This window comes from Okeania sp. SIO3I5, from assembly GCF_010672085.1.
In the GTDB taxonomy this organism is placed as follows: Bacteria; Cyanobacteriota; Cyanobacteriia; order Cyanobacteriales; family Microcoleaceae; genus Trichodesmium.
In genome coordinates this window covers 1-20,805 of the sequence record NZ_JAAHHT010000076.1, presented here as the reverse complement: position 1 = coordinate 20,805, position 20,805 = coordinate 1, and the positions used below count along the sequence as shown (strand labels likewise).

Genomic DNA, 20,805 nt, shown 5'->3' with positions numbered 1-20,805 from the left:
CCATTATCCATTATCCATTTTTAATAAATATTCTTTCTTTTTGAGAAAAACATTGCATACAATTTAAGCACTAACAGAGATTAATATTTGCTATTTTTGATACTATAATTTAGTATTAACCAGAAGTTTATTAGTATGCTATCTTAGTTAGATAGATACACTAATAATTAGATATTTCTATACCCAAGAAATAAACTATTTATTAATTAACGAGGAAAATACCTAAAAACAAAAATGTAGCTACTAAACTGAGAATAAGTGTTATAGCGGAACTAATTGAAATAATTGAAACACTAAAGTATACTCATTAATAACGTTGACAAAGAAAAATTAAAATATGTCAAATTCCCAACTGTTAAGTAGCAAACTAAAAATAGTAAGATTTTAATTAAAAAATCGGTCAAAATCTTTGGTTGTGACTCTAGATCGGAAAAAATCTATATTTCCTTAACATTTTTTAATCTGAAACAAGTAAAATCCTAACCTGCCAACAAAATAACTCAGAAAAAAATATGTTGAGTAAATTTAAATATCTTACTACTCTTGAGCCCTCTCTTAATTTATTCTCAGACAAATGCTACTAACAATAAATCTAACTTCTAAGTGTTCTCAATTACCTTAAAATTTAGTACGCTAAAATACAATGTAACTATATTACCTCAGTTGAGCTTCAGGTAAAAGGCCATCAAACTTAAATTAGCCCCTCATATTAAATTCAATTTTTTGAGAGAGAATCAATTTAAGTAGGTTAAACTCAAAAACCTGGGCAACTCAAAAAAAACTATAGAAACTTGCGCTTTGCGCAAACTATCTATTAGAAGTAGATCCCTCCTGTCCCCCAAGCACTCTAGCTTACTAACTTACTAAAAGTCACACCTATGACTACATTCAATATGTACATGGCTGCTGCCACTAAAACTCAAAACCTAAATCTTTGTAATCCTAGAGATGTTGCTAGCTTAAGAACAGCAGCGATCGCCTCTTCTGGGTTAACAATGGCTTATAAAACCGGACAACAGTCTTACCAGGTACTCAAAAATATTGACTTGACAGTACAGAAGGGTGATGTCCAACTATTGATGGGGCCGTCTGGTTCTGGTAAAACTACCTTGCTTTCAATCTTAGCAGGATTGTTAACACCAACATCTGGCAGAGTGTGTCTCTTGGGACAAGAAATTACAAAAATGTCTAGAAGTCAATTAGCGAAATTTAGACTTCAGAATATAGGCTTTATATTTCAGGGATTTAACTTGTTCCCAGCATTAACAGCAGCAGAAAATATAGAAGTATCTCTGAATATGAAGGGTATCAAAGGTAAAGCAGCAAAACATGAAGCTCAGGTGCTTTTGGAACAAGTAGGGTTAGCTCCTCAAGCCAAACTACATCCACGGGATTTATCTGGTGGCCAAAAACAGAGAGTAGCGATCGCCCGTGCCCTGTCTGGAAACCCTAGAATAGTTATGGCCGATGAACCAACGGCTGCTTTAGATTCTCATAGTGGCCATACAGTGATTGAGTTACTACGTCGGCTAGCAAAAGAGGGTGGCTGTACTGTGCTAATGGTGACTCACGATCCTAGAATAGTTAGTTCTGCCGATAGAGTAGTTTATCTTGAAGATGGGATTATACAGGAAAATAAACTTTTATCAGACAATATCCTATAAATTTTTTCATATATTCATCTTCAAATTTATCATTCCCACAATCTTCTAGCTCTTAACCAGGGAATTAATTTTTTGACCTCAACTTAAACTTAGATTGAAAAACTTTATTCCCCTGCCAAAATATTCTTGAAAATAAGTGAAATTAGAACTTGAACTAGATCGATCTAGTTTAGTCAGCTATTACAGTATTAGAGCTAGGAGAAAATCTATCTAAATTAATTACAGGATAATTTACCCAAAAAGTTTCCTGTTTTTTTTCTAACTTAACTCTTCTTTCAATGGAAATAATAGAAAGACCAGAAAGTTTCGGGTTGGAAGTCCTATCAATTATAACTTTATCTAAGTTAACTTCTGTACCAAAAGTTACATTCCAATTTATTTATAGGATTATAGAGAGGATAGTATGAGTGTCAGAATTATTCGTTGATTTGGATAAAGCATCAAAATATTAATAGTATTAGTTAGATGAGAACCAGCCCGATAATTTTAACGTGCTTCTTACACACCAAGTGTAACTGCTTATTTCCCCAAGAGGTATTAAAAAAATATAAAAAATCCTTGTCACCCTCCAAAACCACTAAAGATTCCTGATTGAATCAAGTATTGAGTAGGAGCATAAAATAAATTCTATAGTAGTGATCGAAGGTATATTCAGGATTTATCAAATAAATTGGTATAGAATAGTTGGGGATTTTAGGGAATAGCTGAACTGAGAATAGAGAATGAGGGAAAATAAGGAAAATTTTTTCTGCTTCTGCTTGTTAAGCAAATCAAGGAGTTATAGTGAAATTTTTACGGTTTTTTCTTGTAATTTCTACTGTGATTATATATTTATTAACGATATACCCATTAGTTACAAAAGGCATTAATTGGCCGGCTGTATATTTTAGTGACATACTTCATCTTGATTGGAGAAGTCAGTTTAACAGCGACTTTTTAATTCATCTTTTCTTACTTGCAACCTGGATTTCTTGGCGAGAAGGATTTACTGTTAAAGGTTTTATATTTGGTTTTTTGAGTATTTTTATGGGAGGGATGTTTGGTTTTCCATATTTACTTTATGCAACTTATAAAGCAAAAGGAGAACCTAAAGAGATTCTTCTTGGAGTCCATGGGAATAAAGCCTAACTTGGCAATCAAGGTAGACCACTTGCCATCTAGCTTTTTCGGTTTTGTTTTTTCTAAGAGGATACAGGTGGAGTTAGCTCCTCAAGCCAAACTACATCCACGGGATTTATCTAGTGGCGAAAAACAGAGAGTAGCGATCGCTCGTGCCCTGTCTGGAAACCTTAGGATAGTTATGGCCGATGAACCAAAAGCAGCTTTAGATTCTCATAGTGGCCATACAGTTATTGAGTTACTACGTCGGCTAGCTAAAGAAGGTGATTGTACTGTGTTAATGGTAACTCACGATCTGAGAATAGTTAGTTCTGCTTCTAGCAAGATGTACCAAATTTCAAAGGATACAATTTTTATTTAGTGACAATAAATTGACCCTGGGTGAAAATAGTGTCTTGGCGTCAGTCCTGAATATATAATAAGTAGTTATTTATAATAAATAGCGTTGAGGAACTTCACAAATGAAACAATCTTTAAAAGAGCTACTGACAAAGATTTTTGGGGTAGTAAAAGGATTTCCGACTAGGATGACAGATGAGAGCAATATTCGGGTCTTACTGAAGAACCTTTACCCTTTATCTACCGACAAAGAGCTGATTCGCTTAGGTCCAAAGACTGATGGTGGCTACTTAGTTCCAAATGATTTAGAGGGAATTCAGGCATGTTTCTCGCCTGGGGTTAGCTTTGTATCTGGATTTGAAAAAGATTGTGCTGAGTTAGGTATGAAGGTCTTTCTCGCCGATCAATCTGTAGATCGGCCAGCCGATGAACATAAATTGTTCAACTTTACAAAAAAATATGTCGGCGCCATATCAAACGATCATTTTATGACCCTTGACGAGTGGGTAGCTTCATCACTGACGGAAACAAACTCTGATTTACTATTACAGATTGACATTGAAGGGTATGAGTATGAAGTATTTCTTTCTACATCTGAAAATCTCATGCAGAGATTTAGAATAATTGTCGCAGAGTTTCATAGTCTCGATCAGCTTTGGAATGGACCATTTTTCAACTTAGCCAGAAGTACATTTAACAAGATTTTGCAGACTCACAAATGCATACATATTCATCCAAACAACTGTCATAGCCCTCTACAAAAAAAAGGGATTAATATTCCCAGAACAATGGAGTTTACCTTTCTAAGAATTGACCGCATTGAGCATTCTTCATATCAAAATAAGTTCCCTAATTCTCTAGATTACGACAATACAGCTAATCCCTCTTTGGTTTTGCCGAAATGTTGGTACAGTGAAGAATAGTCAGCATGGGTGCACAATTTACTATCAACCTATTTAAACTTAATGGCTAATAGAGCGCTGCACTGAAACCTACATTTCCCACTTCAAAATGTAGTGTAAAGGGCAAGTAGTCAATAGAGAATGATGCTAGCTAATTTAGAGTTGGCTGAAAAACTTTCTTCGTGAGGGTAGGAATCAGGATTCAGGAGTCAGGAGAAATGGGAATTTATAGAGGAGGTAGTCGGAAAAATTATCCCCTGATTTTTCTGTCCTTGTCTGCCCAAAATATTTGCTTTTTGCAGCTCTATCCACCGAAAAGCTGGCACTTTTTAAGAGTTTTAAACCCTCTAACCTTTACCTGTCAATACTTTCAGAATTAATCAGCCAGCGCTATATACTTCTGTTTGAACAAAGTTTCAATTTCTTAGTCGATTGCCAACTCCGCAATTAAGATTATCTATTTCTGAGGTAAGAGGGCAACAAAACTTTCCAAAGAATTAATTAAAACAGCAGTTTTATGTAACTGTTTGAGTGACTCAATATTATCAATTTGATTAACAGCATCAACAATATTTGTAGGTACATTTTCTTGCCCTAGTTTCTAACACTGTTATGATTGATTCTCTTGTAGATTTGAGTTCCCCTTTCTCTATACCAATCTCCTCTATACTGGTAATATAAGGCATCTTTTGTTCCTCCTCATAATTATAGCGCTGTGCTCCGGCAACAGGCAATAGGCAATAGGGGGAATAAAAAACCGATAATATAAGACTTTTAGCTATTGGACACCTCATGTAATTTATACATAAGCCAGCGCACATTGCTATATATACTTTTGTTTGAAATTGTCTTTTATAAAAGTTGCAACTTTTAGTCGATAATCAACTCCGCAATTAAGATTAGATTATCTATCTCTGAGGTAAAATATCGACAAAACTTTCCAAAGAATCAATTAAAACAGCAGTTTTAGTTAACTGTTTGAGTGACTGAATATTATCAATTTGATTAACAGCATCCACAATATTTACAGGTACATTTTCAAACCTAGTTTCTAACACTGTTATGATTGATTCCTTGGCAGATTTTACTATACCAATCTGTTCCCCTTTCTCTAAACCAATCTGTTCAATACTTGTAATATAAGGCATCTTTTTTTCCTCCTCATAATTATATACTTCTGTTTGAAATTGTCTTTTCAATTCTTCTGGCAATATCATCATCCAGTCTATTAATCTGAACAACTGAATCACCATTTCTCTACTATAACCCCTCTCATATAGTAACCGCACCAAAGTTAACTTAGTTTCCAATCTAATGAGAGGAGCTTTCCGAGTTTCCTTGCTTTTCAAGTAAGCCATAATAACCACAGCAAAGGGATTATTATTTTCGGCTAATAATTCCCAATTTTTCTCATAGTCTAATAATTTAACTATAGGAAATTTCAATTTTAATTGACAACCCCAACGACTATAACTATATTTTCTAGGTCGCCATTTTTTCTTTTCATCTCCCAATACTGCTAAACTTACGACTTCTGTATTTTTCAACCGATATTTATCATAGATGCGATAATGATAAACATACATTCTTTCGGAAAAATCACTTTCATATTGCCCTTGTATTTCTGTATGGATTAAAATTACAGTTTCTTGGTTACTTTTTAGCCATACTTTAACTAACTTATCGACTAAACGTTTCCCTAAATTAGCATCTTGAACAATTTGTTGAAATTCTTTATCCAAAGTTTCATAACCTTTTTCCCAATCAATCTCTTCGTAAGCATCAGGAAAAAAGAAAGCCATAAATTCTGGAAAGTAAACATCTAATGCTTCTTTCCAAGGGCTATCATATTCTCCTTGAGTTTGTTGCTCCATATCAAAATCAAAGTTGTAGTTTTAAGCTGCTCATCAACTTTTCAATTAAGATTATCTATTTCTGAGATAAGAGGATGACAAAACTTTTTTTAAACAAGGAGAAGGCAATTCAAATTTTGCCAGTAGCAAACGCCTTCCCTAAATTTTCTCAATCCAAACAGACTAATATTTAATTCATAACAACTAACTTCATTTCCAAAATTTTGTTAATAATATCTTCAACAGCTTTATCAGGAGTTGAAGCGCCAGAAGTCACACCTACAAATACCTCACCTTCCGGCAACCAACCCTCGGATATTTTAACCTCTTGAAAAAGTTGTAATTTATTAGTTGCTCATAAACTCCACAATTAAGATTATCTATCTCTGAGGTAAAATATCGGCAAAAATTTCCAAAGAATCAATTAAAACAGCAGTTTTAGTTAACTGTTTGAGCGACTGAATATTATCAATTTGATTAACAGCACCGACAATATTTGTAGGTACATTTTCTTGCCCTAGTTTCTAACACTGTGATGATTGATTCCTTTGCAGATTTTACTACACCAATCTGTTCCCCTTTATCTAAACCAATCTGTTCAATACTGGTAATATAATGCATCTTTTGTTCCTCATAGTAGATATTTGAGACATTTTTTTAGATTTATTTTACAGATATCTTCTAACAGTTCAAATTTTTTGGTACCTAACAATGCTAAAACCTTTATCTGTAAAGACTTTAAGATTTAATCAGCAAGCTCTAGTTAAAGTTTCTCTGAATTTTGGGAAAAAAAATAATTCAGAAATTTACTTCTCTAAACGTCTAATTAATGGAAGCAAACAAAAATTCAAGGAGAGATACAATGCCAATAAAGCATTTTACTGGAAACCAAAATTACGGGATAATGGCTTGCCATGTATTTGCATTATCAGGGGATCATAATCACGCTGATGCTGTTCATCAAAGATATCAAACTCTAGGGCATTTGTTACTAAACATTAATGTAAATAATAATAATAATAATGTGCCACAAGGGCTAAATGTTGTAACAAACCAAGACATTATAAATGTATTAAATATGATACCAGGCCCAGGGATGAACATGGCTATCTTGAACTTACTTTGTCAGGAATTTGGTCTTGCTCCAGAGAATGGTAGTGGGATAAGACTCTGGGGACACTTTGAGGAGGGACAAATGTTACCTGAGCATATGTATGTTACTATAAATGGAATGATTTACGATACCATGCCTAATGCACCAGTTAGGAAAAGAGAAAATAATGCGGGATTAAATCCTCCTTCCTATGGCAATGATCAGAACGGCAATGATGTGCTATTGGATAATAATGTCGTTTTTTCTGTAGAGGTACAGAATCTTGCCCAAAATACATTAATTCCAATTAACGCTCCTAATAACCAGTGGGCAGATGGTATGGGGTAGAAGTAACAGGATTAAAAAGCAGCAAAGATTAATCATTAACCAAAATATATGCAAAGAAATATAGAAGTTATTTGATATCTTTGCTGTATTTTAAATTTTTGAGATTGAACATTACAATGGAGGTTGGTGTTTAGGGACTGTCTCGGAAAACACTCCTCTTCTTAAATAGATCAAGCATGGGGTAAGATCAAATCCGGTAGCATTGGTATAATTTAGGATTAGGGAAAAATAATCAATATTGTTGGGGCGAACGGCCGTTCGCCCCTACTAACTATAGAATTATATGACTCCGATACTACCGGATTCGATATAAGCTCTTAAAGTTTCATTTATTTCTGATATCTGAACAATCATATTAATTCACAACAACCAACTTCATTTCCAAAATTTTATTAATAATATCTTCAACAGCTTTATCTGGAGTTGAAGCACCAGAAGTCACACCCACAACTACCTCACCTTCCGGCAGCCAACCCTCCAATATTTTTACGTCACTTCCTAAAGGTTTATGTTCAATTCTATTCCCAGATAAAATTCTTTTAGCACCATCAATATGATAGGAAGGAATGCCATTTTCTATAGCCATTTCTTGCAAATGAGTCGTATTAGAAGAATTAAAACCTCCTATTACTACCATTAAATCTACCTTTTCATCAAACAAACCTGCCATTGCATCTTGCCGTTCTTGAGTAGCATCACAAATAGTATTAAAGTTTTGATAATGCTCATTTAATTTATCAGGTCCATACTTCTTCATCATTGTCTTTTCAAACAACTTTCCTATTTCTTCAGTCTCAGTTTTCAGCATAGTTGTTTGATTAGCAATACCAACTTCTTCTAAATCTACATCAGGGTCAAAACCTTCAGAATAAGACAGTTTAAACTTAGTTAAAAATTCATCACGATCGCCACCATTCAGAATATAATTACAAACATATTCTGCCTGTGACATATTAAGAACTATCAAATATTTATCAGCAAAAGAGCTAGTAGCAATAGTTTCTGCATGACTATATTTTCCATGAATAATAGAAGTAAATTTTTTCTTTTTATGTTTTTCTACACTATTCCAAACTTTAGAAACCCAAGGGCAAGTTGTATCAACAATTTGGCAATTTTTCTCCTTTAAAATCTGCATTTCCTGAACACTTGCACCAAAAGCAGGCAAGATTACTACATCATTATTTCCAGCTACAGAAAAATCTTTTTTACCATCAATTACAGGGATAAATTTAATTTGCATATCCCTCATATCCTGATTCACAGATGGATTATGAATTAGTTCGTAAGTAATCCAAATTTGTTGATTAGGGAAATGTTGACGAGTTTCATAAGCCATTGCTACTGATCTTTCCACACCCCAACAAAAACCAAAAGCTTTTGCGAGTTTAATAGTAACATCGCCTTTTTTTAGGGTATAGTTATTATCTCTAATTTCTTGGATTAGGTTACTTTGATAAACAGACTGCATTACTGTAGCTACTTCTTTGCCATGACCAAATCCTTTGCGGTTATAATTCTCAGATTTTTTTAGTTCCCTAGTAAAAGCTTTTGTATCCATCATGTTTTGTTATTAAACTTTGCTGAAATTTTTTCGATCTTACAATATTTTTCAACAGAAAAATTCAAGAGGTCTATTTCTAATAAAGGGAATCGGGAATCGGGAATCGGGAATCGGGAATCGGGAATCGGGAATCGGGAAGAGAGGAATGTCCTAATATATTTGTCTAGCGCTATGACTGATAATCTCATCTACAGCTCAAATTTCAGATATTTATTTATTGCTATGTTTAGGGCCACAAAAATCTAGCCAGAGCCAACAAATGGGAAAATCTATAGCCAATTTTGGGAAAAAACCCTAGATATAGTGTGGTACTATAGTTTTGAATCTCTATATATAGTGTTTTGTCTACATCTCATCTACAGCTAAAATTCCAGATATTTATTTATTTCTATAATTTAGAGCCACATGATCTAGCCAGAGCTAACAAATGGGAAAATCTATAGCCAATTTTCGGAAAAAAGCTAGATATAGTGTGGTACTATAGTTTTGCCTCTCTATATATAGTATTTTTTCTACATTCCATCTATAGCCAAAATTTCAGATACTTATTTATTTTTATAATTAGAGCTACAAAAGTCTAGCCAGAACCAACAAATGGGAAAATCTATAGCCAATTTTCGGAAAAAAGCTAGATATAGTGTGGTACTATAGTTTTGAATCTCTATATATAGTGTTTTGTCTACATCTCATCTACAGCTAAAATTCCAGAATTTTATTTTGATTAGAGTACGGCAATACAATCTATCTAAAATGGAGGGAGAGGACTCCCGGTATAATCTCTGATTTAACGAGGGAGGATTCAAAGTTATGACAACTGATAACTGATAACTGATAACTGATAACTGATAACTGTTAATCGGGTTCTTCTAATCTCATTTTGCTATACATTTTGATTGCTGTACTCCAAACTTGATAACCTTTATCATTCAAATGTAGGCCATCGGTACTAAGTTCAGCTCGGAGAAAACCTCGATCATCTGTAAATAGTGGGTGAAGATTTAAAAAAAACGCTCCTTCATCATCAGCTAAAGCCTTCAGACGAAGATTGATTTTTCTGATGCGACTATTAGATAATTCTAGGAGGCGATCGCGACCTTCCCAGGTAGCCGACTCCCCACTATGGGGTAAAATAGATTGGACAACTATTTGACTCCCAGGATGAACCCCTCTTAATTGACGAATAATTCTGCTTTGATTGGCAAGAATCGTCCGATCATCGACCCCATGTACTAGATCGTTAATCCCAATCATCACAAAAATTGTTTCTGGCCTGGTACTATCAAATAAATATAATCTCTTCAATAAACCAGCCGTTGTTTCTCCAGAAATTCCTTGATTTAACCAACTTCTATCCCAAGGAAGAAGTTTTGAGGGAAACCAAAGACTCAAAGAATCTCCTAATAAAACAGTTAAACGATCTGGACGATTATTAGCCGCGGCGATCGCCTCTCGCTGCAACTGTTCCACCCATTGTTCATAAGTCCATTTATGGTTTCTCCCAATAGCCAGAAGTTCTGTTCGAGGTTCCCCAAATAGTGGGCTTGGTCTATTAGATTTGATACTGTTAGTAGTAGTGGATGCAATTGTGGCACTTGCTTGAGGATCTTCTGGCAATTTATAATCAGTGACAACTAATATGGCCACTGTCAATGACAGTAGGCCATTAGCAGCCAAAGAACACCAAGCCCAAGTTGGAATATTTTTAGATAAAGTAAACACCGTAGCACCTTCTAAAAATCTAGACAATCCTAGACACGCTCTTCATCGGTGACTAAGAGCGATTTTCCGACTCACCTGTCCATAAGTCTAATGGCAAAGAAGGTTAATGTTCCGCTCAATTGCCTTGAGTGAGGATTCCCTCTGGGGTTTTCGTCATACATGAAAAGTCGAGTGCAAAACACTCCGGAATTTTTGCTAAAATCCTCTGGTCTTAGCAGACATATATAATAACACAGATTAATCGCGTAAAAACATAGACATTGTGTAGATATTTATCTAGGATAGTCTATGTTTTTCAGCTGATTCAAGCAAAAGTTAATGTTTTTGCAGCTCGGTATCCATATCGGTAGAAATACTACCAGCAAGGGCATCAGGTTCTTTCACAAAGCCATAATAAGCTTCCATTCCATGTTCAGAAATATCCAAGCCATCATATTCTTGCTCTGGATGGACACGAATACCCACAGTTGCCTTCAAAGCTAGCCAGAAAATAGTGGAGACTATAACTGTAAATAATCCAATTGAGATAATACCTATAGCCTGGGTAAAGATACTAGCATCTTCGACAAAAATGCCAGTGGCTAAAGTTCCCCAAGCGCCACATACTAAGTGAACTGATGTTGCACCTACAGGGTCATCAACTTTTAACTTGTCAAAGAGGGGAACTGAGAAAACAACAATTATACCTGCAACAGCACCAATAATTACTGCTTCTAAATAAGATACCCCATCACAACCTGCAGTAATCCCGACTAAGCCAGCTAAAATGCCGTTAATAATCATGGAAAGGTCTGGCTTCTTATCTTTTAACCAAGATGTAATAGTTGCTGTAGCTCCTCCTGCTGCTGCTGCTAAGTTTGTGGTTACGGCAATATAAACTACATTTTCATCTGCTGCAAGTTGAGAACCAGGGTTAAAGCCAAACCAACCGAGCCACAGAATTAAACAGCCTAAGGTAGCAAAACCCATGTTATGACCAGGAATAGCTCTAGGTTGGTTATTTTCATCATATTTACCAATCCGTGGTCCAAGTATGTATGCTCCTACTAATGCTGCCCAACCACCAACGGAGTGAACTACTGTTGAACCAGCAAAATCATAGAAAGATGGTTCCATTTTGGAAAGCCAACCGCCTCCCCAGACCCAATGTCCAGTAATAGGGTATGCAATACCTGTAAGTAATAGGCTAAATATCAAAAATGCTGAAAATTCTATTCTTTCAGCTACAGCTCCAGAAACAATGGTTGCTGCTGTTCCGGCAAAAGCTGCTTGGAAAAGGAAGAACACGGGTATGGGCAAACCTGCGGGAAAGGGGTCTAGTCCATAAGTGCCTGGTTCTCCAGTGAGGAAGAAACCACCCCCACCAATTAAAGGATGGTCTCCAGCAAACATTGTAGAAAATCCTATAGACCAAAATGTCAGGGTAGCTATGGCAAATACAATTAAATTTTTGGCCAGAATATTAACTGCGTTTTTCTGGCGACAGAATCCTGTTTCTAACATTCCGAAACCAGCATTCATAAAAATTACGAAGACTGCAGCTATTAAAATCCAAATCGCATCTAATACCCCTTTTATATATTCTGGGGTTAGTTCTTGGTCTTGGGCGGTTGCTGCTCCTGCCCACAAAGCAATAATTAGACATACTAGAGGTATGCAGGCTAATGTAGCAGGGGAAAACCATTTTGTCCGACATAACCGACTTATTAGTTCTGTCGGTTTATTGAAACGGCTATATTTTCCTGATAATAACCGTCTGTTTTTTGTTTTGTTGCTCCTAAACTTTAGTTTAGATGTCATTTTTAAGACTAAGTTAATTAGTTAGATTACAAATGCAAAAAATATCGCACTAATTGTTGTATTGATTTCTGTATCAATTACTACTATTTTTGATTTATTAGTAGTTTTGGATAGACAGCATTTCTACAACGGTTTCTGTGAGTTACGATAGCAAGTATTTGTCAGTTTTTGAGCATAAAATATTTGCATAATGGTTAAGTTTATGTTAAATATTTTTGATATCCAAGTTGCTCTAGCTTTGTTTGTTTATCTATTACTGATTCAGCTAAGGTCTCGCGGTATTTTTGCACTTTTTCTAATAATTCTGGTTGGTGGGATGCTAAGATTTGAATTGCCAATAAGCCAGCATTTTTGGCATTGCCGATCGCTACTGTGGCTACTGGTATTCCTCCTGGCATTTGGACTATTGAATATAAGGAGTCTATTCCTTGCAAGGTTCGGGTTTGTACTGGCACGCCTATAACTGGGAGTGGCGTTAAAGATGCGACCATTCCTGGTAGATGTGCTGCCCCCCCTGCTCCGGCGATGATGACTTTTAATCCTCTTTGATGAGCAGTTTGGGCATATTCAAACATTCTTTGGGGGGTACGGTGGGCTGAGACAATGGCAACTTCGGAGAGTATGTTAAATTCTTCGCAGATGGCGATCGCTTCTTTCATTGTGGGCAAGTCTGAGTCACTGCCCATTATAATTCCGACTATAGGACTCATTTCAGTTATCAGTTATCAGTTATCAGTTATTCAGTTGTTAGAAATTAGCAGTTAGTTTTTCCTATAACTCAGGAGATATAAAGCAGTTTTCAGGAAGTACAAATTTTCAGTTTACTGATCTGAATTTTGATGTTTTTTCCTTGGCAAAGTTTATGATTTTCTCAATTCTAATTTAGAGTTTAAACTCGTGAATTTAACCACTAAAATTATTAACGCTAAAATTCCTGGTTATCAAAATCTACAGCAAATTTTAATCAATTATACTGGCAAAATTGAAAAAATTATTCCTCAGACTGAAGAACTTTTGCCTACCATATTTACCACTATTGATGCGGAACCAGACTCGGTTTTTCTCGGTTGTTAAAAATTAGCAGTTAGTTGTTCCTATAAATTAGGAGATATACAGCAGTTTTCAGGAAGTACAAATTTTCAGTTGACTTATTCTGAATTTTGATGTTTTTTCCTTGGCAAAGTTTATGATTTTCTCAATTCTAATTTGGAGTTTAAACTCGTGAATTTAACCACTAAAATTATTAATGCTAAAATTCCTGGTTATCAAAATCTACAGCAAATTTTAATCAATTCTACTGGCAAAATTGAAAAAATTATTCCTCAGACTGAAGAACTTTTGCCTACCATATTTACCACTATTGATGCGGAACCAGACTGGGTTTCTCTCGGTTGTTAAAAATTAGCAGTTAGTTTTTCCTATAAGTTAGGAGATATACAGCAGTTTTCAGGAAGTACAAATTTTCAGTTGACTTATTCTGAATTTTTATGTTTTTTCCTGGCAAAAGTTTATGATTTTCTCAACTATAATTTGGAATTTAAACTTGTGAACTTAACCACTAAAATTATTAACGCTAAAATTCCTGGTTATCAAAACCTACAGCAAATTTTCATCAATTATACTGGCAAAATTGAGCAAATTATTCCTCAGACTGAAGAACTTTTGCCTACCATATTTATCACTATTGATGCGGAACCAGACTGGGTTTCTCTCGGTTGTTAAAAATTAGCAGTTAGTTTTTCCTATAACTCAGGAGATATAAAGCAGTTTTCAGGAAGTACAAATTTTCAGTTTACTGATCTGAATTTTGATATTTTTTCCTTGGCAAAGTTTATGATTTTCTCAATTCTAATTTGGAGTTTAAACTCGTGAATTTAACCACTAAAATTATTAATGCTAAAATTCCTGGTTATCAAAACCTACAGCAAATTTTAATCAATTCTACTGGCAAAATTGAGCAAATTATTCCTCAGACTGAAGAACTTTTGCCTACCACATCTACCACTATTGATGCGGAACCAGACTGGGTTTCTCTCGGTTGTTAAAAATTAGCAGTTAGTTTTTTCTATAAGTTAGGAGATATACAGCAGTTTTCAGGAAGTACAAATTTTCAGTTTACTGATCTGAATTTTGATTTTTTTCCTGGCAAAAGTTTATGATTTTCTCAACTATAATTTAGAATTTAAACTTGTGAACTTAACCACTAAAATTATTAACGCTAAAATTCCTGGTTATCAAAACCTACAGCAAATTTTAATCAATTCTACTGGCAAAATTGAGCAAATTATTCCTCAGACTGAAGAACTTTTGCCTACCACATCTACCACAATAGATATTGAACAAGACTGGGTTTCTCTCGGTTGTTAAAAATTAGCAGTTAGTTTTTCCTATAAGTTAGGAGATATACAGCAGTTTTCAGGAAGTACAAATTTTCAGTTTACTGATCTGAATTTTGATATTTTTTCCTTGGCAAAGTTTATTATTTTCTCAATTCTAATTTGGAGTTTAAACTCGTGAATTTAACCACTAAAATTATTAATGCTAAAATTCCTGGTTATCAAAACCTACAGCAAATTTTAATCAATTCTACTGGCAAAATTGAGCAAATTATTCCTCAGACTGAAGAAATTTTGCCTACCACATCTACCACAATAGATATTGAACAAGACTGGGTTTCTCTGGGTGGAGTTGACTTACAAATAAATGGTGCTTTAGGTTTACCTTTTCCCGAAGTAGATGAAACTTCCATAACCAAAATACATGAAATTTCTCAATATTTATGGCAACAAGGAATAGACGCTTTTTTGCCTACTATTGTCACTACTTCTATAGATAATATTCAGCGATCGCTCCAAATTTTCCATAATTTGGCCTCCCAACCCCAAGCACCACAAACGGCTAAAATTTTGGGCGTACATTTAGAAGGACCTTTTTTGAATCCAGAAAAGCGAGGCGCTCATCCTAACGAATATTTATTACCATTAACTCTAGAAAATGTCAAACAAGTAATAGGCGATTATGCTCAAACAGTTAAAATAATCACTTTGGCACCAGAATTAGACAGTACAGAAACAGTAATTCCATACTTAAAAAATTTAGGAATTACAGTTAGTTTAGGGCATTCTCAGGCTACAGCAAATCAAGCAGAAATAGCTTTTAAATTGGGAGCTTTAATGGTGACTCATGCTTTTAACGCCATGCCAAGTTTACATCATCGAAAACCAGGATTATTAGGAGCAGCAATTACAAATCCTGACGTTATGTGCGGTTTAATTGCTGATGGGAACCACGTCTCTTCAACAATGATAGAAATTTTGTTGAAAGCCAGTCAATATCAGCAGGGAATATTTTTAGTTAGTGATGCTTTAGCACCCTTGGGATTACCTGATGGAATTTACCCTTGGGATACTAGAGAAATAGAAGTTAAAAACGGTACAGTAAGATTAAAAGATGGAACTTTAGCAGGAACTACTTTGCCTTTATTAGTTGGGATTAATAATTTGGTGAAGTGGGGAATTTGTGATGTTGAAACTGGAATTTATTTGGCGACTATTGCACCTCGTAAAGCTTTAGGAATGGATAGTAAAATTATTGGGAAGTTTGGGAAAAATTTATTAAGGTGGCGAGTAAATAATGTAGGGATTTTTTCTCCCAACCTAGCAGAGATAGAGTTGGGTTGGCAGAGAATATTTGGAGTTAGTTAATTTGTAGATATTTGGCTGCGGACGCTTCAACTAAATCTATATTTTTCGACAAGGAAAACTTTAGCAAGAGATAGTGAAATTATCGGTAAGTGTGGAAATAATTTATCAAGGTTGCGAGTAAATAATGTAGGGATTTTTTCTCCCAACCTAGCGAGGAAAGCTTGAGAAATAGAGCGTGAAATTTTCGGGAAGTTTGGGAAATATTTATTCAGATAGCAAGTAAATAATGTAGGGATTTTTTGTCCAAATCTACTAGAGATAAAGTTGGGTTGGCTTTAGTATTTGGAATTAGTTAATTTCTAGATATTTGGCTGCGGACGCTTCAACTAAATCTACATTTTTCCACGAGGAAAGCTTGAGAAATAGAGCGTGAAATTTTTGGCAAGTGTGGAAATAATTTATCAAGGTTGCGAGTAAATAATGTCGGGGTTTTCTCTCCAAAACTACCAGAGATAAAGTTGGGTTGGCTTTAGTATTTGGAATTAGTTAATTTCTAGATATTTGGCTGCGGACGCTTCAACTAAATCTACATTTTTCGACGAGGAAAGCTTGAGAAATAGAGCGTGAAATTTTTGGCAAGTGTGGAAATAATTTATCAAGGTTGCGAGTAAATAATGTCGGGGTTTTCTCTCCAAAACTACCAGAGATAAAGTTGGGTTAGCAGAGAATATTTGGAAGTATTATCTCAGGCAAAATTAAATGAATCTCAGAAAGAGAGATGGTTAAATATGATTGAGCAGTCAACTACTTGTAAGCATTCAGTTATTACCATTCAACATTTAGCTTTTGAAAGAATCAAGCAACAACTAAGGTTAGCTGATGACCTTTTTATTAATAATTTTTAATTCTCCTTGGAGATTAATTCCTCCTTAGGTGTAATAATGAGTTAATAACTCATAGCTAATAGCTAATAGCTGACGGCTGAATGCTTACCTCTACTTCAATTATTTTTTACTATAAATTACAGAAATGGATAACGGTACACATAACGGAATTGTTAGTTTTATTTGGGGAATTGCTGATGATGTTTTGCGGGATGTTTATGTTAGGGGAAAGTATCGAGATGTAATTCTGCCGATGACTGTTATTCGGCGGTTAGATTGTTTGCTTGAATCTACTAAAGAAGCAGTTATCAAAGAGAATGATTTTTATGAAAATATGGGGTTTTATGATAAGTCTGGATTAACAGATATTACTAAATATCCTTTTTATAATACTTCTCCCTATACTCTGACAAAATTACTGGATGAACCTAATCTTATTAAAGAGAATTTGATAGATTATCTGAATGGTTTTAGCGAAAATGTACAGGAAATTATCAGTCAATTTAAGTTCCGAAATCAGTTGGAAACTTTGGTCGAACATAACCGCCTTTATTCTTTGATTCAAAAGTTTACTGACTCGGAGATTAATCTTAGTCCGGAACCGATAAAAGATAAAAAAGGAAAAGTTATTCAACCTGGATTATCTAATTTGGGGATGGGTTATGTTTTTGAGGAATTGATTAGAAGATTTAACGAAGAAAATAATGAGGAGGCAGGAGAACATTTTACTCCCCGCGACATTATTAAGTTGATGGTTAATTTGATTTTTATGCCTGTGAAAGACAAGATTCAAAACGGCACTTATTTAGTTTATGACTGTGCCTGTGGTTCTGGCGGAATGTTGACCGAAGCAGAAAATTTTTTGCAGGAGTTGGCAACAGGAATGGGGAAAAAAGTAATCATTTATTTGTTTGGGCAAGAGGTTAATCCGGAGACTTATGCTATCTGTCAGGCGGATATGTTAATTAAGGAAAAAGATACGGATAATATTAAGTATGCTTCGACTCTTGCTAATGATGGTTTTCCTGATTTTACATTTGATTTTATGTTGGCTAATCCTCCCTATGGGAAATCTTGGAAAGTCGATCAAGATAATATTTTAATGGGGAGAAAAAAGGAGATAAAAGATAGTCGGTTTTTGGTTAAACATCAGGGGGAGGAATTACAACTTATTCCCCGGAGTAGTGACGGGCAATTATTATTTTTGGTGAATAAACTTTCTAAAATGAAAGACTCGACAAAGTTGGGAAGTCGCATAGCTATTGTTCATAATGGTTCGGCTTTATTTACGGGGGATGCTGGTAGTGGCGAGAGTAATATTCGGCGCTGGATTATTGAAAATGATTGGTTGGAATGTATTGTTGGTTTGTCGTTAAATATGTTTTATAACACTGGTATTGCGACTTATGTTTGGATTCTTTCTAATCAAAAATCTGTTCATCGTCGCGGGAAGGTACAGTTGATAGATGCCACGGAATGGTATGGGAAATTGAGGAAAAATTTGGGGAGTAAAAATTGTGAATTACGGGGAGAAGATATTGACAGGATAACTGAGAAATTTCTGGCTTTTTCCCACTCGGAAAATAGTCGAATTTTTGATAATGAGGATTTTGGTTTTCATAAGATTGTTGTGGAGAGATCTTTGCGTTTGAGTTTTCAAGTTACGGCAGCAAGGGTTCAGGAATTTGGATAAAAGATGGGTGATGAATTTTTGGGAGTGGTGGAGATTTTGCAGAAGTTGTTTGGTGAGGAGGTGCAGTGGGATTTTAATTTGGTGAAGAGAGATTTTGAAAAAGTATTGAAAGAGCAGGAGTGGAAGTTGAAAAAGCGGGATTTGGATTTGATTTATCAGATTTTTACTGAGAAGGATGAGCGGGGAGAAGCTGTAGTTTTGAAGCGGACGAAAAAGGAGGTTATTTATCAACCGGATGTGGAATTGAGAGATACTGAAAATGTGCTGTTGAAAGAAGATATTGAGGAATATTTTCAGAGAGAAGTTTTGCCTCATGTTCCTGATGCTTGGATAGATTTTGATAAGGTGGTGAGGGGTTATGAGATTTCCTTTACTAAGTATTTTTATAAATTTCAGAAGTTGCGGAGTTTAGAAGATATTGTGGAGGAACTTTTGGAGTTAGAAAAGGAAACGGAGGAAATGTTAAATCAGTTATCAGTTATCAGCAGAAAATGCGGAATAAATCAGTTACCAGTTATCAGTATCTTCTTTTGGTTAGAATTTTAGGAAGTGAGAATAGGTAGGTTATCTACTTGGGAAAATTTGAATTTTTTAATTAGGAAATTTTGGGGAAATATGGTTGATTTGAATTGGCAAAAATATCCAGTTTATAAAAGTTCTGGTGTTGAATGGTTGGGGGATATTCCTGAACATTGGGAGGTGAAAAGGGCAAAGTATGTAAGTAAAATATTTGTGCCACAAAGAAATAAACCAGAACTCAATTTAGAGTCAGGTTTACCCTGGATAACTATGGATGACATTACTAATTCGACTGTAAATAAATCTATCTATAACTACTTTGTTAGTGAATTAAGCGCGTTAAAAACAGGATCAAAATATTTACTTTCTGGATCTATAATTGCTAGTTGTGTAGGAAATTTTGGTGTAGCTTCAGTTAATACAAACTCTGTAATTATCAACCAGCAATTACAAGCGTACATACCAAAAAATATTAACCCTTGGTTTTTACGATATGTTGTAATTATTTCTAAGACATATTTTGAAAGAGTAGCTACAGTAACAACCTTACTTTATGTCAACAAAGAAAGCTTTGCAGAAATGCCTGTTCCTTTTCCTCCTCTCTCAGAACAACAAGCGATCGCTAATTTCCTAGACGAAAAACTCGCCCAAATAGATGACTATATTGCCAAAAAACAACGGATGATAAAACTACTAAAAGAACAGAAAACGGTTATTATTAATCTGGCAGTTACTAAAGGTCTTAACCCAGATGTTCCGATGAAATTTTCTGGCATTGAATGGTTAGGATAAATACCCGAACATTGGGACGTGAGAAAAATTAAAAGGTGTTTAAAATCCTATAGATATGGAATATCAGATAGCATTAGAGGTGAAGAAGAATTTAAAATTTTGACAATGGGAAATATACAAGATGGAAAAGTTTTAATTCCTAAAACTGGAAGTCTTGAAAGCGTTCCTGAATCATTGATTTTAGAATATGGTGACTTACTATTTAATAGAACAAATAGTTTAGAGTTGGTAGGTAAGGTAGGATTTTTTCGAGGTAGTAAAGAAGACAAAGTATCTTTCGCTTCTTATCTTGTTAGATTAAAAGCAAACGAGGTAAATTTTGCCGAGATAATATAGACACGATCTGGAATTTTCCTCTTTTGCCAAATTGATAAATCGGGAATTTCCCGTTTCTCCAGCAGAGGTAAATTTTGCCGAGATAATATAGACACGATCTGGAATTTTCCTCTTTTGCCAAATTGATAAATCGGGAATTTCCCGTTTCTCCAGCAGAGGTAAATTTTGCCGAGATAATATAGACACGATCTGGAATTTTCCTCTTTTGCCAAATTGATAAATCGGGAATTTCCCGTTTCTCCAGCAGAGATAAATTTTGCCGAGATAATATAGACACGACTCTTGCATTTTCCTCTTTTGTCAAATTGATAAATGCAGAATTTCTCGTTTCTCCAGCAGAGGTAAATTTTGCCGAGATAATATAGACACGACTCTTGCATTTTCCTCTTTTGTCAAATTGATAAATGCAGAATTTCCCGTTTCTCCAGCAGAGATAAATTTTGCCGAGATAATATAGACACGACTCTTGCATTTTCCTCTTTTGTCAAATTGATAAATCGGGAATTTCTCGTTTCTCCAGCAGAGATAAATTTTGC

General features: G+C 34.9%; 23 protein-coding genes and 1 pseudogene. 16 read left to right on the top strand and 8 right to left on the bottom strand.

Annotated features, from left to right (window positions below):
• Positions 1 to 878 precede the first annotated feature (878 nt).
• The 4 genes and pseudogenes from F6K40_RS18260 to F6K40_RS18245 all read left to right on the top strand — a co-directional run bounded on the left by F6K40_RS18260 (position 879) and on the right by F6K40_RS18245 (position 4,045).
• Complete coding sequence (locus F6K40_RS18260; protein WP_365671902.1) at positions 879 to 1,664, top strand: ABC transporter ATP-binding protein; 786 nt, start codon at positions 879 to 881, stop codon at positions 1,662 to 1,664.
• A gap of 819 nt (positions 1,665 to 2,483) precedes the next feature.
• On the top strand, positions 2,484 to 2,792 hold the full coding sequence (locus tag F6K40_RS18255) for a hypothetical protein (protein WP_293138323.1): 309 nt from the start codon (positions 2,484 to 2,486) through the stop codon (positions 2,790 to 2,792).
• Between the two features lie 64 nt (positions 2,793 to 2,856).
• Positions 2,857 to 3,144: pseudogene (locus F6K40_RS18250) on the top strand (ATP-binding cassette domain-containing protein); the annotation flags it as partial.
• Between the two features lie 100 nt (positions 3,145 to 3,244).
• A complete protein-coding gene (locus F6K40_RS18245) occupies positions 3,245 to 4,045 on the top strand; it encodes an FkbM family methyltransferase (RefSeq protein WP_293138321.1) in 801 nt (266 codons plus the stop codon).
• A gap of 887 nt (positions 4,046 to 4,932) precedes the next feature.
• Here the strand turns inward: F6K40_RS18245 and F6K40_RS18240 are convergent.
• Complete coding sequence (locus F6K40_RS18240) at positions 4,933 to 5,898, bottom strand: RpnC/YadD family protein (RefSeq protein WP_293138319.1); 966 nt, start codon at positions 5,896 to 5,898, stop codon at positions 4,933 to 4,935.
• Between the two features lie 169 nt (positions 5,899 to 6,067).
• On the bottom strand, positions 6,068 to 6,196 hold the full coding sequence (locus F6K40_RS41620) for a hypothetical protein (protein WP_293138347.1): 129 nt from the start codon (positions 6,194 to 6,196) through the stop codon (positions 6,068 to 6,070).
• 543 nt (positions 6,197 to 6,739) lie between these two features.
• On the opposite strand from F6K40_RS41620, the gene F6K40_RS18230 reads away from it, so the two are divergent.
• Positions 6,740 to 7,318 carry a hypothetical protein gene (locus F6K40_RS18230; protein WP_293138317.1) on the top strand — a complete coding sequence of 193 codons (579 nt, stop codon included), beginning with the start codon at positions 6,740 to 6,742 and terminating at the stop codon, positions 7,316 to 7,318.
• A 355-nt stretch (positions 7,319 to 7,673) separates the two neighbouring features.
• Here the strand turns inward: F6K40_RS18230 and F6K40_RS18225 are convergent, their stop codons facing one another.
• The 4 genes from F6K40_RS18225 to purE all read right to left on the bottom strand — a co-directional run bounded on the left by F6K40_RS18225 (position 7,674) and on the right by purE (position 13,111).
• Complete coding sequence (locus F6K40_RS18225; protein ID WP_293138345.1) at positions 7,674 to 8,879, bottom strand: 4-hydroxy-3-methylbut-2-enyl diphosphate reductase; 1,206 nt, start codon at positions 8,877 to 8,879, stop codon at positions 7,674 to 7,676.
• Between the two features lie 855 nt (positions 8,880 to 9,734).
• Positions 9,735 to 10,628: an SGNH/GDSL hydrolase family protein gene (locus F6K40_RS18220; protein WP_293138315.1), complete on the bottom strand. Its 894-nt coding sequence runs from the start codon at positions 10,626 to 10,628 to the stop codon at positions 9,735 to 9,737.
• 288 nt (positions 10,629 to 10,916) lie between these two features.
• Positions 10,917 to 12,401 carry an ammonium transporter gene (locus F6K40_RS18215; protein ID WP_293138313.1) on the bottom strand — a complete coding sequence of 495 codons (1,485 nt, stop codon included), beginning with the start codon at positions 12,399 to 12,401 and terminating at the stop codon, positions 10,917 to 10,919.
• Between the two features lie 200 nt (positions 12,402 to 12,601).
• Positions 12,602 to 13,111 carry a 5-(carboxyamino)imidazole ribonucleotide mutase gene (gene purE / locus F6K40_RS18210; RefSeq protein WP_293138311.1) on the bottom strand — a complete coding sequence of 170 codons (510 nt, stop codon included), beginning with the start codon at positions 13,109 to 13,111 and terminating at the stop codon, positions 12,602 to 12,604.
• A 187-nt stretch (positions 13,112 to 13,298) separates the two neighbouring features.
• On the opposite strand from purE, the gene F6K40_RS18205 reads away from it, so the two are divergent.
• The 11 genes from F6K40_RS18205 to F6K40_RS18155 all read left to right on the top strand — a co-directional run bounded on the left by F6K40_RS18205 (position 13,299) and on the right by F6K40_RS18155 (position 20,269).
• The gene (locus tag F6K40_RS18205; RefSeq protein WP_293138309.1) at positions 13,299 to 13,475 is read left to right on the top strand and encodes a hypothetical protein; all 177 of its coding nucleotides are present in this window, start codon (positions 13,299 to 13,301) and stop codon (positions 13,473 to 13,475) included.
• A gap of 147 nt (positions 13,476 to 13,622) precedes the next feature.
• Entirely contained in the window at positions 13,623 to 13,799 is a 177-nt protein-coding gene (locus F6K40_RS18200; protein ID WP_293138307.1) for a hypothetical protein, read from the top strand.
• 147 nt (positions 13,800 to 13,946) lie between these two features.
• On the top strand, positions 13,947 to 14,123 hold the full coding sequence (locus F6K40_RS18195; protein WP_293138305.1) for a hypothetical protein: 177 nt from the start codon (positions 13,947 to 13,949) through the stop codon (positions 14,121 to 14,123).
• A 146-nt stretch (positions 14,124 to 14,269) separates the two neighbouring features.
• Positions 14,270 to 14,446, top strand: a complete 177-nt coding sequence (locus F6K40_RS18190; RefSeq protein ID WP_293138303.1) for a hypothetical protein — start codon at positions 14,270 to 14,272, stop codon at positions 14,444 to 14,446.
• Between the two features lie 145 nt (positions 14,447 to 14,591).
• Positions 14,592 to 14,768 (top strand): hypothetical protein, encoded by a 177-nt coding sequence (locus F6K40_RS18185; protein ID WP_293138301.1) that lies wholly within the window; start codon positions 14,592 to 14,594, stop codon positions 14,766 to 14,768.
• A gap of 146 nt (positions 14,769 to 14,914) precedes the next feature.
• Positions 14,915 to 16,105, top strand: a complete 1,191-nt coding sequence (nagA, locus tag F6K40_RS18180) for an N-acetylglucosamine-6-phosphate deacetylase (protein ID WP_293138299.1) — start codon at positions 14,915 to 14,917, stop codon at positions 16,103 to 16,105.
• A 671-nt stretch (positions 16,106 to 16,776) separates the two neighbouring features.
• On the top strand, positions 16,777 to 16,950 hold the full coding sequence (locus tag F6K40_RS18175; protein WP_293138297.1) for a hypothetical protein: 174 nt from the start codon (positions 16,777 to 16,779) through the stop codon (positions 16,948 to 16,950).
• A gap of 124 nt (positions 16,951 to 17,074) precedes the next feature.
• The gene (locus tag F6K40_RS18170; RefSeq protein ID WP_293138295.1) at positions 17,075 to 18,622 is read left to right on the top strand and encodes a type I restriction-modification system subunit M; all 1,548 of its coding nucleotides are present in this window, start codon (positions 17,075 to 17,077) and stop codon (positions 18,620 to 18,622) included.
• 3 nt (positions 18,623 to 18,625) lie between these two features.
• On the top strand, positions 18,626 to 19,168 hold the full coding sequence (locus F6K40_RS18165) for a hypothetical protein (protein WP_293138293.1): 543 nt from the start codon (positions 18,626 to 18,628) through the stop codon (positions 19,166 to 19,168).
• A gap of 69 nt (positions 19,169 to 19,237) precedes the next feature.
• Positions 19,238 to 19,933 carry a restriction endonuclease subunit S gene (locus F6K40_RS18160; RefSeq protein ID WP_293138291.1) on the top strand — a complete coding sequence of 232 codons (696 nt, stop codon included), beginning with the start codon at positions 19,238 to 19,240 and terminating at the stop codon, positions 19,931 to 19,933.
• 18 nt (positions 19,934 to 19,951) lie between these two features.
• Entirely contained in the window at positions 19,952 to 20,269 is a 318-nt protein-coding gene (locus F6K40_RS18155; protein WP_293138289.1) for a restriction endonuclease subunit S domain-containing protein, read from the top strand.
• Here F6K40_RS18155 and F6K40_RS18150 read toward each other — a convergent pair.
• On the bottom strand, positions 20,226 to 20,546 hold the full coding sequence (locus tag F6K40_RS18150) for a hypothetical protein (RefSeq protein WP_293138287.1): 321 nt from the start codon (positions 20,544 to 20,546) through the stop codon (positions 20,226 to 20,228). The genes F6K40_RS18155 and F6K40_RS18150 overlap by 44 nt on opposite strands.
• Positions 20,547 to 20,569: 23 nt before the next feature.
• Positions 20,570 to 20,805: hypothetical protein (locus tag F6K40_RS18145; protein ID WP_293138285.1), on the bottom strand; the 236-nt coding region annotated here is incomplete at its 5' end.

Coding starts and splice junctions, on each gene's coding strand:
- purE (WP_293138311.1), bottom strand. CDS start 13,111: ATGAGTCCTATAGTCGGAATTATAATGGGCAGTGACTCAGACTTGCCC.
- F6K40_RS18240 (WP_293138319.1), bottom strand. CDS start 5,898: ATGGAGCAACAAACTCAAGGAGAATATGATAGCCCTTGGAAAGAAGCA.
- F6K40_RS18260 (WP_365671902.1), top strand. CDS start 879: ATGACTACATTCAATATGTACATGGCTGCTGCCACTAAAACTCAAAAC.
- F6K40_RS18215 (WP_293138313.1), bottom strand. CDS start 12,401: ATGACATCTAAACTAAAGTTTAGGAGCAACAAAACAAAAAACAGACGG.
- F6K40_RS18165 (WP_293138293.1), top strand. CDS start 18,626: ATGGGTGATGAATTTTTGGGAGTGGTGGAGATTTTGCAGAAGTTGTTT.
- F6K40_RS18230 (WP_293138317.1), top strand. CDS start 6,740: ATGCCAATAAAGCATTTTACTGGAAACCAAAATTACGGGATAATGGCT.
- F6K40_RS18245 (WP_293138321.1), top strand. CDS start 3,245: ATGAAACAATCTTTAAAAGAGCTACTGACAAAGATTTTTGGGGTAGTA.
- F6K40_RS18225 (WP_293138345.1), bottom strand. CDS start 8,879: ATGGATACAAAAGCTTTTACTAGGGAACTAAAAAAATCTGAGAATTAT.
- F6K40_RS18160 (WP_293138291.1), top strand. CDS start 19,238: ATGGTTGATTTGAATTGGCAAAAATATCCAGTTTATAAAAGTTCTGGT.
- F6K40_RS18170 (WP_293138295.1), top strand. CDS start 17,075: ATGGATAACGGTACACATAACGGAATTGTTAGTTTTATTTGGGGAATT.